Source organism: Actinoalloteichus fjordicus (assembly GCF_001941625.1).
Classification (GTDB): Bacteria; Actinomycetota; Actinomycetes; order Mycobacteriales; family Pseudonocardiaceae; genus Actinoalloteichus_A; species Actinoalloteichus_A fjordicus.
Genome location: NZ_CP016076.1, coordinates 3,624,897 through 3,637,021, shown reverse-complemented (window position 1 = coordinate 3,637,021; position 12,125 = coordinate 3,624,897). Strand labels below are relative to the sequence as shown.

Below are 12,125 nucleotides of genomic sequence, written 5' to 3'. Positions count from 1 at the left end.
CCGATTGGTCGAACCCAATACCCCAGTCTGTAGAAAACTGGCAGGCGCCGGTCCCACCCGCATTACTGCCTCACCGCGTAGCGCGTCGGGTCGGCGACGTCGGCGGCGACAAACGCCTCGACACGCTCCACGCAGGTTGCGCATGTCCCGCAGTGGACCGTCCCTTCTCGATGACAAGACCAGGTCTTATCGAAGGGAACGCCAAGTGAGAGGCCAAGCCGAACGATGTCGACCTTGCTCTGGTGCAAGAACGGGGCCAGGACGGCGAAGTCGTCAGCGAGGAATCCCTTGTTGTTCCGTCGTGCGACGTCCGTGAAATCGACGAAGACCTGCCGACAGTCCGGGGAGACCGTGGGGGACACGCTGTGTGCGCCGTAGGCCACGGCGTCCGCCTGCTTCACCACGGCAAGGCCGATGGCGATGTCGAGCATGATCGGGGTCCGGTTGGGCATGACGGTGTTGTGCCCGTCGGGAACGGTGATGGCATCGCCGGCCGACGCCGACCCGCGCAGCACTGTCGCCAGACTGGTCAGGTCGACGACGTGGTGCTCAACGGCCAACAGCTCGGCGATCTCTGCGGCATGGTGCAGCTCGACTCGTTGCGGTCGGCCGTAGTCGAAGGACAACATCGTCACGCGGGAATGGCAGGCGGCAAGCCAATGTGCCAACACCGTGGAGTTCAATCCACCGGAGGTGACGAGCACTGCATGCCGAGGTGGATGGCGTTTGGGGTGCGGAGCGGGCACCGTCACCATTCCTTCGAGGAATCGGCGATCGACCGGCAGGCCGCGATCACGATGCTCTGCGGTGGGAGTGATCCCTTGAGGGCAGTGTCGCCCCACCATCGCGGTTCTCCAGTGCGAATCTGGGCGGCGGGCAGGGTGAGCGGGGTACCCGGCGGAACAAGCCGGACGCCCAAGCGAATCAGCTCTTCCTGAGTCGAGGGCCTTAGTGGCGTCGGTGGCCCCGTGAGCAGCGTGCACTCCGGATGGCCGTCGGCGCGCAGAATCGGCGCCCGCATGAGGCGCACGGTGAGGAAGGCGTCGACCTGCACGGCCAAGTCTGACGGCATCGTCACAGCGGACACACCGTCAGCGAGAACGAGTCGACTGGGTCGCATCGGGCTTGTGACCGGTACGGCTTTCAGGGGCTGGGTCACGTCAGCAAGCACGAGAGGGGAAACCATCTGTCGCGGCTCCTTGCTGTTGGGAATAGGGTGGCGGGGTCGGAATTATTTCGATGAGCTTTCGACGTGCCGATAGGTCCAAGCCGTCGGCTGCGATCGGTGAAAACGCCGGGACAGCGACTTGATCCGTCATTCCCGCCGCCGATGCGCCCTCGACTCACACGCCTGGCCTTGCTTTCAGAACAGTTGTCAAGACTAATCACTGCAACCCGAATACATCACCAGCACGTGTGCGCCGGTCTGAATCTCCAACATTTCTTTCATGAGAAGCCGCGCACTAGCCATGAATGCGAGGTGCTGGAGAGCGGGTACGACGACATGGTGGGCCTCACCGTCGCTCAGAGCCTTGACCAGTGACGAGAAGCCTGCCGATTGAGTTCGGTCGCGATCTACATAGACTCGCACGAGGGTAAACGCTTCCCTTTGTGCGAAATCTGCTACCTTTCGTCGCAAATTCTCGACTTCACGACTAGACGCGGAAAATGAGACGCGCAGATAGCCGAGCAGCGGGCGCTCAAAGGAATTGCTGGTACTGTGGACGACAGGGCTGGCGACGGGCATTTCGGGGTTGCCTGCGTCGCCAGCCCTGCCAGTATCGTCGGGCATGTCGCATTCCCGCAAGATCGTAGTCCTCGAGCGAAAAATTCGGGCACGGTCAAGCTGGTTCGACCGCGGCGCAAATACCGACGTTGTGTGTAGGTTCGTTGAGCACGATTGCGCCAAGCGGAAAGATCCTCTCGATCGCGGTCGGCTCATGGCCGACGATGCAATTGACGTGCATTCGCGATCATCTGTCATCGTCGACGTTCTCCCAACCACATTCGAGAATTTCGAGCTGCCTAGGTTTCACAGTATTCCGGCAATCCCGACAGGTGGGAACTGCCTCAACGCCCCCGGAACGCCGAACTTCCGCCGAACTAACGCCGACCCTCGACGGTGCGGGTGGCTGCTGGGGCGAGCTGAGGTGGAAGACTCGTGCCCATGACGGAGCTGAACGGCGCACCCGCTGACCTCGACCAAGTGAAGGCGCTGGCACTGAGCAACTATGGCCACTTCACCTCGATGCGGGTTGAGGACAACCGGGTGCGCGGTCTGTCGCTCCATCTGGATCGGCTCAGGCGTGACTGTCGGGTCGTCTTCGATGCCGAACTCGACCCGGACCGGGTGCGCACCCTGGTGAGGAAGGCGGTCGCCGACTGGACCGAAGCCGTTGTCGTCAGGGTCACGGTCTTCGATCCGTCACTCGAACTCGGTCATCCCGGCGCCGCAGCCGAACCCCAGGTGCTGGTCACAACTCGTCCCGCGGTCGCACAGCCGTTGCCCCCGATACGGGTGCAGGCTGTCCAGTACCAGCGTGAGCTCCCTGCGGTTAAGCACGTGGGGCTCTTCGGGTTGGTGCACCAGCGGCGAGCCGCCCAGCGCGCCGGCTACGACGATGTCGTGTTCACCAATAGGAAGGCCCAGCTCTGCGAGGGCGCGACGTGGAACATCGGGTTCTTCGATGGTGAAAACATAGTGTGGCCCGACGCGGACGCCCTTCCCGGCGTAACCATGGCCCTGCTCAACGAGGTCCACAACGGGGACGTCGACACCGCCTCGATCGACCTGGCGCAGCTCTGCGAGATGAAGGTTGCCTTCGCGACCAACGCCGCCATCGGCGTGCGTCAGATCAGCGCCGTCGATGACACCGAATGGCCGGATACACATCCCATCCTCGATGTTCTGCGCAAGGAATACACCGACATCGCAGCCGAGCCGCTATAACGTCCACGCCCTTGTAGCCCACCGACTACCCTCACCTACGTAGCGTTTCGAAGGAACTGTGGGTGGCGATGACGACGGTAGACCGGTGGTCCGGCAGAGACGTTCGGGCGTTACGCGAGGCCAAGCGGATGAGCCTCCGCCAGTTCGCCAAGCATCTTGGGATCAGCGACCGGATGGTGTCGAAGTGGGAGGCGGGCGGCGACTCGATCCACCCGCGTCCTGTGAACCAGGCCGCGCTCGATACATCCCTCGCCCAGTCCGCGCCCGAGGAACACGCGCGGTTTCAGCGCATCCGTAGCTGCACCGTGACGCCGGCCCCACGAGCGGACTACGCCGACCAGACGCGCGCAAAGGACGACAACCACGTCAGGCACCCAGGTGATGGCAAGCTCATGACGTTGGTCGACGGTGGCGTCTTTCTCAGCGGTCCGAACGACAAGCCCGCCTGGCTTCCCGCTTTCTACATCGATGTGTACCCGACAACGAACGCCGACTACGGGCGGTTCGTGGCCGCCACGGGTCACCGTCCGCCGATGCACTGGACCGATGGCCGCTGTCCCGATGACTTGCTCGATCACCCGGTTGTCTTCGTCACCTGGCGTGACGCCACTGCTTACGCGGCATGGGCGAACAAGTCCCTGTCGAGCAGTCAGCAGTGGGAGAAGACCGCACGCGGCCGATTGGGCAGCACCTATCCCTGGGGCAACGCGGCCACGCCAGCGAAGTGCAACGTCCGCGAGAACGGTCTAGGCAGCACTACGCCCGTTGACCGATATCACAGCGGGACCAGCCCATATGGTGTGTACGACATGTGCGGCAACATCTGGGAGTGGTGCTCGACCGAGACCGATCCCGGCCGATACGAATTGAAGGGCAGTGCGTTCACGAGCTCCTTCGACCGCGCGACACCGTCAGCGTTCAACGACGCCTCTGCCGACATGTTCGATGACGACACGGGCTTCCGCTGTGCAACTCCCGCTGAAGATTTGGGCAAACTCCTACGCCGGTGACGATCAAGATTCCTGTGGCGAGATCGCGTCGTCCGGCGGCGGAATCGAGGGCGGTCAGGAACTCGCTGATCCGTGTGCGGTCCTTGGTATCCGCGCTGCGTGCTGTGCTGTTTGACGTTCCCGGCAATGGGCGCGTGGTGACGACGGGGCGGTGCACCTGGGGCCTGGAACGCTGCGGACGGCGCGTACAGCGCCGCCCGCAGCGGGTGGCCCGGACACCGGTCGAGGGAGGCGGGTGTCTGGGCCGCTCCAGCTCACCAGGGGGGACCGGCTGGCTGGTGAGCTGGAGAGCGGGTGTTGTTTCGTTTGTGGCCGGGTCCGGGAGTGGTGTGGCCGGAACGTCAGGTGGTGGGTGCCGTGCCTGCGGCGGAGGGCGCCGGGGTGAGTTCTCGGGCTCGGCTGCGGTGGAGGGCGGCGCGGTGTCGGTCCTGGGTGGTCTTGTCGTGATTGGTCTCGGTGTCGTCAGGTGGCGGGTCGGTGTGGAGAGTTGTGGCGGCGCGGCGTTCGAGTGCGAGGGCGAGCTGGTGGTGGCAGGTGGCTTGGTAGTGGCTGCCGAGTTCTCCGAAGACGGTGAGGGCTCGGGTCAGCTCGGTCACCGCTTCGTCGTGTCGGCCGGTGAGGGAGTAGAGGGTTCCGAGAGGCTCGCTGATCTGCGCGTGGTCTTTGGCGTCGCCGGTGGCGGCTAGGAGGTCGCGGGCGAGGAAGAGGTGGATTTCTGCCTGGTCGTAGAGGCAGAGGTCGCGCAGGATGAGGGAGAGCACCCGGTGTCGCATGGAAGCGCCGCGCGGGGTCCCGCCCTGTTCTTCCAGTCGTAGAGCGGCGCGGAGGAAGTCCAGTGCTTCGGTGAGGCTGCCGTGTGCGCGGGCGAGTTGGCCGTGTTGGGCCTGAGCGGTGGCTTGGAGCATCGGGGAGTCGAGCTGGCCGGCGAGTGCGGTCGCCGCCGGTAGGAGGGTCTCGGCGGTGTCGATGTCGCCGAGTTTCATCCGGGCCGCGATCTCCTTGAGCAGGAGATTGGTCTGGCCGAGTCGGTGTCGACGGGTGTGTTCGGGGTCGTCGGTGGTGTGGGCGGTGCGGGCGGCTGCGGCGGCGCCGTCGGCGAACACGGTGGGCGAGACCAGGTGGCGGTGATGCAGGAACAGCGGCCACAGCGTCTCGGCCAGTTGCCAGGCCAGGTCGTCGCGGTGGTGTGTGGCCGAGTCGAGTGCTTCGCGGAGGGTGTCGTAGTCGTGCGTCAGCCAGTTCAGGGCTGCGGCGGCGCAGTCGAATGGACCGGACTCGTCCTGGATCTCGGAGAACACGGCTCCGAATCGGGGGGCGTCGGGCAGCAGCATCAGGTAGGCGTGCGCGGCACGGGGCAGCATGCTCGTCTCGATCACGTGGAGATCCACGATGTGCTTCTTCTCCGTTCACGGGGTGGTAGCGAGGCGTCGGTGGACATGACGAGGTACGAGGGCGGTGCGTCGGGGCTGGGTGATCAGTGGCCGTCGGGGCTGTCTCGGGGTGTGGGGATGACGGGGAGGGTGTGGTGTCCGTTGGAGATGAAGGACTCTGAGGGCTGCAGTTCGTCGGGTGGGACGGCGAGGGCGAGGTCGGGGAATCGGGTGAACAGGGCGTCGAGGGCGATGGTGGCTTCGAGTCGGGCCAGGGGTGCTCCGAGGCAGTAGTGGGTGCCGTGGCCGAAGGCGAGGTGGTCTTTGAGTTCGCGGGTGAGGTCGTATCGGTGGGCGGAGTGGCCGTGGTGGTGGGGGTCGCGGCCGGTGGCGGCGTAGGCGGCGAGGATGGCGTCGCCTTGGCGGATGACGATGTCGTCGTCGAGTGGGATGTCTTCGATGGCGTAGCGCAGGGGGAGGTTCGCGACGGGGGCCTGCCAGCGCAGGGTTTCCTCGATCACGTCTTTCCAGGTGCGGTCGCCGCGGCGGAGGAGGGCGAGTTGGTCGGGGTGGGTGAGTAGTGCGGTGATGGCGTGATCGAGGAGGTTCACGACGGTCTCGTGCCCGGCGACGAGGACGAGCAGCAGCGTGTCGGCCAGCTCCAGCTCGCTGAGCCGGGAGTCGTCGGCGTCTCGCGCGGCGATCAGATCCGAGGTGAGGTCGTCGCCGGGTGATGCGCGGCGGGCGTCGATGAGCTCGGTGATCACCTCGTATTGGAAGGCGCCGACGGCGTGGGCCTCCTCGGGGGTCGAGGCGGTGGCGAAGATGCCGTCGACCACTTGGCGCAGCTTCGGCCGGAGGTCGCCGGGAACACCGAACAGCCCGCAGATGACGTCGATCGGCAGCGGGTAGGCGAAGGACTCGCGCAGGTCGATCACTGTTCCGGCCGGGGCGGTGGCGATGTCGTCGAGCAGGCGGTCGGTGATCGTCGAGATCCAGGGCACCAGGGCGCTGATTCGCCGAGGGGTGAACGCGGTGGAGGCCACGCCGCGCAGGCGTGAGTGGTCGCCGCCGTAGGAGCCGAACATGTTCCGCCGCCCGACCCAGGCCGCCAGGATCGAGTCGAGGGTGATCTCGCCGTCGGCGTAGCCGGGCCAGTGCCGGTGGGCGTCTTTGGACACCCTCGGGTCCGACAGGAGACGTCTCAGATGATCGTGGCTGGTCACCGTCCATGCCACCACCGGGCCAGGGAGCTCCACCACCGTCGCGACACCCTCGCTGCGGAGAAGCGTCGCCTCGCCGTGGATGTCGCGGCCTGCGGGGTCGAGTCGGTACGGCCGTCGGGAAGTCGAGTGATCGGGCACGTGAGCTCTCCTGCAGTCGGGGTCGGGATGGAGGTCGGGGGGAAACGCACGGGCAGCGTGGTCAGTGCGCGGTGGAAGGGCCCGGGTCGCCAGGTCAGGTCCTCGACGGCCACGGCCAGCTCCAGGCCTGGGAGGTGGTCCAGGATCGTGTCGATCGCGATGGCGGCGATCAGGCGTGCCTGGGCTCGGGCGGGGCACAGATGCGGGCCCGCGCCCCAGGCCAGATGCGCCTGGTTGCCCGCTCGGTCGACGCCGCCCAGTGCGGGGTCGTTGTTGGCCGCGGTCAGGCTGACCAGCACCAGCGAGCCAGCGGCCAGGTGGAGGCCGTCGATCTCGATGTCGTCTGCCGGGTGGGTGGGGGTGTAGTTCGCCATCGGCGGGTCAGCCCAGAGGACCTCGGTGATGGCGTCGTCGACCGACACGCTCCCGCCGAGCAGCCCGTCGGCGAACCGAGGCTCGGACAACAGCACGCGTACGGCGTTCGCGATGAGATTCCGCGTCGGCTCCACCCCTGCCGCCACCAGCAGCACCAGCTGCTGCACCACCTCCTCCGACGACAACCCCGCCGGATGCGCCAACAGCCACGACGGAAGGTCTTCCCCCGGTACGACCCGTTTCAGATCGACCAGTTCGCTCCAACACCGCGTCAACACCCGGTCAGCCGCCCCAGCCCGGTCCCCGCATCGAAGATCAACGGCAGGTGCGTCATGAACTCCGTCGCCAACCCCGCAGGACAACCCAGCAACTCGGTGAACATCATCACCGGCAACCGAGCCGCGAACCCGGCTACCAGCTCCGCCTCACCGCGACCGGCCACCTCCTCGACGAGGACCAGGGCGCTGCGCTCCACCACTGCTCGAAGCCACCGCGGATCGATCTGCCCAAGACTGTCCGCCAGCGCCGCGCGCAGACGCGCATGCGCCAGGCCATCACTGAACAGCGCATTCGGCCGAAACCCCAACATCGGCAACACCGGACACCCCGACGGCAACGATGCTTGCCACCCCCGAGGATCCCTCGGAAACGCCTCCGGATCACGCAGCACCCGCAACGCCAACCCATAACTCGTCACCAACGTCGCCGACACCCCCGGCGCGATCTCCACCACCGCCGCCGGACCCACACCCCGCAGCCGGGCATACACCGCCGACGGATCCGCAGCGAACTCCGAGCCATACAACCGAGCCGTCCCGTTTTGGGCCGGGCGGCCCGGTGGCGTGGCAACGGCATCTGTCGATTCGCGAGTCGCTGAGTCGGTGTTGTCGAGGCGTGCCGTCCGGCCGACGGGGATGACCGGTGGTACGAGACTTTTCGTCATCGTGACCTGCCTGTCTCCCGCCGTAGCAGGCAGCACGGGTGGCTCAGCAGTGTGGAAGGTGGACGAGGTCCCTGGCTGGGCGGAGCATGGCGGCTCTGATGCACGCGGGGACGGGAACAGATCACGGGTTCTCCTGAGCATGGCTACGCGAAGGCACGGTTCGTCATGGGTAGCGAGGGGCGGTGATGAAGGAGGCGCGCATGGCTAGACGGGCTCCGGCGGTGACGAAATCTAGGGCTTGACCTGCTCAGCGGCGGTTCCCCATTCTGAGCTCGTAGATCATCCGGTGGTCACATTAGAGAGAGTCAACGGAGATCACTGGCAGTTTTTCTGCCAGGTAGCTGGAAGCTGCGCCTTACCCTGAATGGGGTGGCGACGAGAGAAGGACCGGGGGCACCGGATGGAACTTCCCATTGAACTGACCGTCGGCGAACGCATTGCCCGTGCCCGCATCGCTCGCGGTATCAGCCAGGAGGCTCTTGCTGGTCTGGTCGGCCGATCCGCTGGCTGGGTGTCCAAGGTCGAGCGTGGAGTTCTGCCGTTGGACCGGAAGTCGGTGTTGCTGAAACTGGCAGCCGTGCTCGAGGTTGACGTCGACGTGCTCGACGGCAGGAGTCCGGTAGCGAATGTGTCCGGCGACATCAGCAGGGCTGTCGTGGTCGGCGAGGTGAGGCAGGCCCTGATGAGGTGGGCGATGCCAGTGATCAACCAGGCTTCGGCAGGGCCTTGCCATCCGCTGAGCGCACTGCGGCAGCGCGTCGATACGGCGAACCGGCTACGGCAGGATGCAAAGTTCGGGCGCCTTGCTCTCGTGCTGCCAGCCTTGCTCGACGATCTCCGCGACGCAATTTCTCGCACAGAGTCGTCTGTGGACCGGGCCATTGCTCAGACTCTGGCGGCAGAGGCGATGCACGACGCACGCGCCATGACGAAGAAACTCGGCCATCTCGACCTGGCCTGGATGTCGGCCGAACTGGCAGGACAGGCAGCACGACAGAGCAGCGACCCACTGATGATCGCCGCTAACGCCTGGAACCACATCGAGGTCTACAAGACCGCGAATGCGCCCGGTCCCGCACGAGCGCTGGCATTGGCCACGATCGACCGATTGGCCGAGGGTTTGAGCACAGCAACTCCAGGCCACCTGAGTCTGTGGGGAACGCTGCACCTTCAAGCCGCACTCATCGCGGCGTACTGGAGCAATCGCGACGACGCCGCTACACACCTCGACGAAGCCGCTGCCGCCGCGCGACGTCTTGGCGGCGACGGCAACCATTACGACACGATGTTCGGTACCACCAATGTCGGCATCCATCGTGTCGCGGTGGCAGTGGAGTTGGGAGAGCCTGAGGCGGCGATCGCCCATGCCAAGAAGATCGACGCGTCCGGTTTGGGTCGCGAGCGGCGCGCTCGTCTGGAGATCGATCTCGCCCGAGCGTTCTCGCAGGCACGTCGGCACGAAAAGACTCTCGGGTCGTTGTTGGCGGCGGAGAAGCTCGCTCCTGACTACGTACGCCCACACCCGCTCGTGCGTGAGATCGTCGGCTCTCACCTGCGGCGCGCCAAGCCAGCGTTGCGCTCGTTGGCGCAGAGGATCGGAGTCACATGACGACTGATGTCACCACGATCAAGGTTCAGGGGCTGTTGTTCGACAACGACGGCGTCCTCATCGACAGCACCGCCGCCGTTGAAGCCTCCTGGCGGGCCTTCGCCAGTTGGTACGACCTGCCGGCGGACGAGGTGCTCGCCCGGGTCCACGGCCGTCGCTCTCGGGATGTCATCGGCGCCTACTCCGATCGCCTCCCCGTGCCCCCAGACGAGGCATTCCGCCGGTACATCGAAGCCTGTGTCAGCGACTTCGCCGACGTCACAGTGCTTCCAGGCGCAGCAGAACTCATCAGTGCCCTACCCGTCTCGGGATGGGCGGTCGTCACCTCCGGCACCGCCGTCGTCACCCAGGCTCGCATGGCTGCGGCAGGGCTCTCCGCACCACCCGTGATCATCACCGCCGACGATGTCCCAGTAGGCAAACCCGACCCAGCGCCCTACCGCATCGCCAGCGAACGACTCCAACTCGACCCCGCCGACTGCTTGGTCATCGAGGATTCACCAGCCGGCCTCAGCTCCGCCCACGCAGCCGGGTGCAGAACGCTAGGCCTACTCACCACCCACCACCAGCATGAGCTTGAGGCCGACTTCTATGCAAGCAACCTCTCGGATGTCCGAGCCATCGAGAACGGCCGATTCTCCGTGACGGTGGAAGGCGCAAGACGACACCGATGACTGAGCCAGACCTAGAACGATGGCATGAAGCCGGTTCGGATGCCGACGCTGCCGCACACGGGCGGACGCAGTGACATAGCGGCATCCACACGATGGCCTCCTACGCGATCGACGCCCTACTACGCCAGCACCGCGCCCCTACCGAGGTCGCCGTCGACTGGCTGAACGCCCTCACAGCTCTGGCCGGGCCGCGTCCTACCCGAGCGCTGTGGCTGCGGATATCTCCAGAGGTCGCCGCCCGTCGCGCCGATCAACGCGGCGGAGGCCGCCGCCCCGCATTCACCGGCGAACAACGCGCTCGCCTCACCTGGGTCGACCACGCCTACGCGCTGCTTGCCGAATGAGACCCACAGCTCACCGTCCTCGGCGTCACCGGGCTCGACCCGGTCGACGCTCACCACGCAATTCACGCGACCTTGCGTCAGATCAGCCAGACGAGCGACATCGATCTGAGCCCGTGTGTGGGGCACCACGAAACCGCCGTCTTCTACGCTGACCACGCCCGATCCCGTCCATCCGTGCCGAGCCGAAACCGAGCGTCCGAAACGGTGACCACGTTGGCCAGCCACCGCGAGCACACCGCTCCCACCGACCTGCTCAAGGCCCTACGCACCGTGCGTGCGGCCGGCACCGACGCACTGGCCGCCACGCTCGACGAATACGGATTGCACGAACTCGACGGTGGTCGCAACAACGACGTCTTCGTCTGGACCACGGCCCCCACGCCGATCTGCATCAAGCTCTACAAGAAGACCGACCGGCAGCGCGTCGAGCGCGAGTGGCAGGGACTCACTCACGCCGCCGGCCTGGGCAGCGCACCAGAACCGCTGTGGCTCGACGAGGACCCCGAACAGCCAGCCCTCGGCATGACGCTGCTGGCCGGCTCCCCGATCCTCGACGTTCTCGACCCTGCGTCGGCCATCAAGTCGCTGGCCAACACCACCCGTGCTCTGCAGAGCGTTCCGCTGAAAGAGCCGCTGGCCAGCCTGGAGCGCGTCGACTCCATCGGCCACTACATCGCCCGCCTCGCCGATGTCTGGCCCGGCCAGCTCGCCGACGCCGCCGACGATCCCCAGACCCCCGAGATGCTGAAGCTCCTGCACCGATGGGAGAACAGCGGCGACGCCGAACTGCTCGCGCAACCCGCCACCCGCGTCTACTCCCGCGGCGACGCGAACCTGCTCAACTGGCGCAACGATGGCGAGTCCACCTACGTCGCGGACTTCGAGTTCAGCGGCTTCTCCGACATTGCCGTCGACGCCGCCGACCACATCGAGCACATCAGCGCCCGCGTCATTCCCGACGACGTCTGGATCAGCGCCGAAGCCGACCTCGGCATCACGCCGGACAACCGCGCAAGGTTCGACGCCGCTCAGCGCACCATCGCGCTGCGGTGGCTCGCCGTGCTCTGGAAGCACCGCACCAAGCGGGGCGAGGAGTTTACCGCGCAGTACGAGCGGGTCCGCGCCCTCGAGGGCTGAATCACGACTCCACATCGCCTGCCAGCGACGTCAGCATGGACACCGCGTCGGCTGCACATGCGGTGCAGCCTTACACGCTGCATGAAGCCGACGGGTACCAACGCTGCCGAACGCTGGCGGGCGGCGGACTTCTTCCACGAGCTCGGAGATCGTCCCTTCCATGGCGCCACGGGAACACTGGGCAGAAGCAGACCGTAGCCGGTGCCGGTGCCGGTCGACCCATCCTCGCCCGCACGGGAGAGCTGAGGGTGCCCACCTTAATGATTGGGGCGGTTCTCGTTGAGCTCGCCGTGATGATCGGGCGGGGTCGGCTGCGGTAAGGACGAGGATCTCGAAGGCAGCCTGACAT

At 66.0% G+C, this 12,125-nt stretch carries 13 protein-coding genes; 6 read left to right on the top strand and 7 right to left on the bottom strand.

All coding sequences use genetic code 11. The features are described from left to right. Positions 1–62 precede the first annotated feature (62 nt). The 3 genes from UA74_RS16100 to UA74_RS31870 all read right to left on the bottom strand — a co-directional run bounded on the left by UA74_RS16100 (position 63) and on the right by UA74_RS31870 (position 1,792). Positions 63–755, bottom strand: coding sequence for a 7-cyano-7-deazaguanine synthase (locus UA74_RS16100; RefSeq protein WP_075764727.1), 693 nt, complete (start codon positions 753–755; stop codon positions 63–65). Then, entirely contained in the window at positions 749–1,072 is a 324-nt protein-coding gene (locus tag UA74_RS16095; protein ID WP_157442245.1) for a hypothetical protein, read from the bottom strand. The genes UA74_RS16100 and UA74_RS16095 overlap by 7 nt, the downstream gene beginning before the upstream one ends. 309 nt (positions 1,073–1,381) lie before the next feature. Beyond that, a complete protein-coding gene (locus UA74_RS31870; RefSeq protein ID WP_198042728.1) occupies positions 1,382–1,792 on the bottom strand; it encodes a recombinase family protein in 411 nt (136 codons plus the stop codon). Positions 1,793–2,167: 375 nt separating this feature from the next. Here UA74_RS31870 and UA74_RS16090 point away from each other — a divergent pair, with 375 nt between their 5' ends. Further along, positions 2,168–2,950 (top strand): aminotransferase class IV family protein, encoded by a 783-nt coding sequence (locus UA74_RS16090; RefSeq protein ID WP_075764723.1) that lies wholly within the window; start codon positions 2,168–2,170, stop codon positions 2,948–2,950. Between the two features lie 68 nt (positions 2,951–3,018). After that, a complete protein-coding gene (locus UA74_RS16085; protein WP_075766171.1) occupies positions 3,019–3,960 on the top strand; it encodes an SUMF1/EgtB/PvdO family nonheme iron enzyme in 942 nt (313 codons plus the stop codon). 341 nt (positions 3,961–4,301) lie between these two features. Here UA74_RS16085 and UA74_RS16080 read toward each other — a convergent pair whose 3' ends face one another. The 4 genes from UA74_RS16080 to UA74_RS31865 all read right to left on the bottom strand — a co-directional run bounded on the left by UA74_RS16080 (position 4,302) and on the right by UA74_RS31865 (position 7,874). Then, positions 4,302–5,348, bottom strand: coding sequence for a tetratricopeptide repeat protein (locus tag UA74_RS16080; protein WP_157442243.1), 1,047 nt, complete (start codon positions 5,346–5,348; stop codon positions 4,302–4,304). An 86-nt stretch (positions 5,349–5,434) separates the two neighbouring features. Further along, positions 5,435–6,592, bottom strand: coding sequence for a cytochrome P450 family protein (locus UA74_RS16075; protein ID WP_232237278.1), 1,158 nt, complete (start codon positions 6,590–6,592; stop codon positions 5,435–5,437). Next, on the bottom strand, positions 6,553–7,347 hold the full coding sequence (locus UA74_RS33625; RefSeq protein ID WP_232237277.1) for a cytochrome P450: 795 nt from the start codon (positions 7,345–7,347) through the stop codon (positions 6,553–6,555). The genes UA74_RS16075 and UA74_RS33625 overlap by 40 nt, the downstream gene beginning before the upstream one ends. Then, positions 7,341–7,874, bottom strand: a complete 534-nt coding sequence (locus UA74_RS31865) for a cytochrome P450 family protein (protein WP_157442242.1) — start codon at positions 7,872–7,874, stop codon at positions 7,341–7,343. Before UA74_RS31865 ends, UA74_RS33625 begins: the two co-directional genes overlap by 7 nt. Positions 7,875–8,412: 538 nt before the next feature. Between UA74_RS31865 and UA74_RS16065 the strand changes: the two genes are divergently transcribed. The 4 genes from UA74_RS16065 to UA74_RS32890 all read left to right on the top strand — a co-directional run bounded on the left by UA74_RS16065 (position 8,413) and on the right by UA74_RS32890 (position 11,776). Beyond that, on the top strand, positions 8,413–9,621 hold the full coding sequence (locus UA74_RS16065; RefSeq protein ID WP_075764715.1) for a helix-turn-helix domain-containing protein: 1,209 nt from the start codon (positions 8,413–8,415) through the stop codon (positions 9,619–9,621). Continuing rightward, positions 9,618–10,295 (top strand): HAD-IA family hydrolase, encoded by a 678-nt coding sequence (locus UA74_RS16060; RefSeq protein ID WP_075764713.1) that lies wholly within the window; start codon positions 9,618–9,620, stop codon positions 10,293–10,295. The genes UA74_RS16065 and UA74_RS16060 overlap by 4 nt, the downstream gene beginning before the upstream one ends. Positions 10,296–10,387: 92 nt before the next feature. Then, complete coding sequence (locus UA74_RS33620; RefSeq protein ID WP_157442241.1) at positions 10,388–10,639, top strand: hypothetical protein; 252 nt, start codon at positions 10,388–10,390, stop codon at positions 10,637–10,639. A 213-nt stretch (positions 10,640–10,852) separates the two neighbouring features. Beyond that, positions 10,853–11,776, top strand: coding sequence for a phosphotransferase family protein (locus tag UA74_RS32890; RefSeq protein WP_232237276.1), 924 nt, complete (start codon positions 10,853–10,855; stop codon positions 11,774–11,776). The last annotated feature ends 349 nt before the right edge of the window (positions 11,777–12,125 follow it).